The sequence below is a fragment of the Psychrobacter sp. genome (assembly GCF_036731945.1).
GTDB lineage: Bacteria > Pseudomonadota > Gammaproteobacteria > Pseudomonadales > Moraxellaceae > Psychrobacter.
Genome location: NZ_DAINDI010000044.1, coordinates 25,876 through 26,445, shown reverse-complemented (window position 1 = coordinate 26,445; position 570 = coordinate 25,876). Strand labels below are relative to the sequence as shown.

Sequence of the window (570 nt, the reverse complement as noted above, 5' to 3'; positions counted from 1 at the left end):
TGGTCATATCATTAATATCTGAAGTTTGTTTGGTTTGACCGCGCAGCCGTCACAATCTGCTTATAACGCCAGTAAATTTGCGGTGCGCGGCTTTACCGAAAGCTTGCGCCAAGAGCTAGACATTCAGCGCTGCGGCGTGTCGGCAACTTGTGTGCATCCCGGCGGTATCAAAACTAATATTGCCAATAGCGCCCGCGGTAACGACAGTATCAGCGACCTCGGTATGCGTAGCGGTAGCAAAGCCATTCGTAGCTTTAATAAATTCTTAAAATTCGATGCCAGCGCAGCGGCTTGGATTATCTTACAAGCCACCGCCACCAACGAGCCACGCTGCTTGATTGGCAACGATGCCAAAATGATGGATGCCGTTCAGCGCGTATTCCCTTCACGTTATGGTCAGGTACTCAATGATATCAACAAATTATCACGTAAATTAAAAGGCAAAAAGCGCGTGAAAAATGCCAACCCTAAAGCGGTAACGACTCATTAATATAGCGGCAAATACAAGACGATAAGTTAAATTATTAAACAAACATCCTTAGCAAAAAGCGCGTGAATACTTCGCTATTC

General features: G+C 45.6%; 1 pseudogene. It reads left to right on the top strand.

From position 1 onward, the window contains the following. Nucleotides 1-490: pseudogene (locus V7D75_RS09900) on the top strand (SDR family NAD(P)-dependent oxidoreductase); the annotation flags it as partial. Nucleotides 491-570 lie beyond the last annotated feature (80 nt).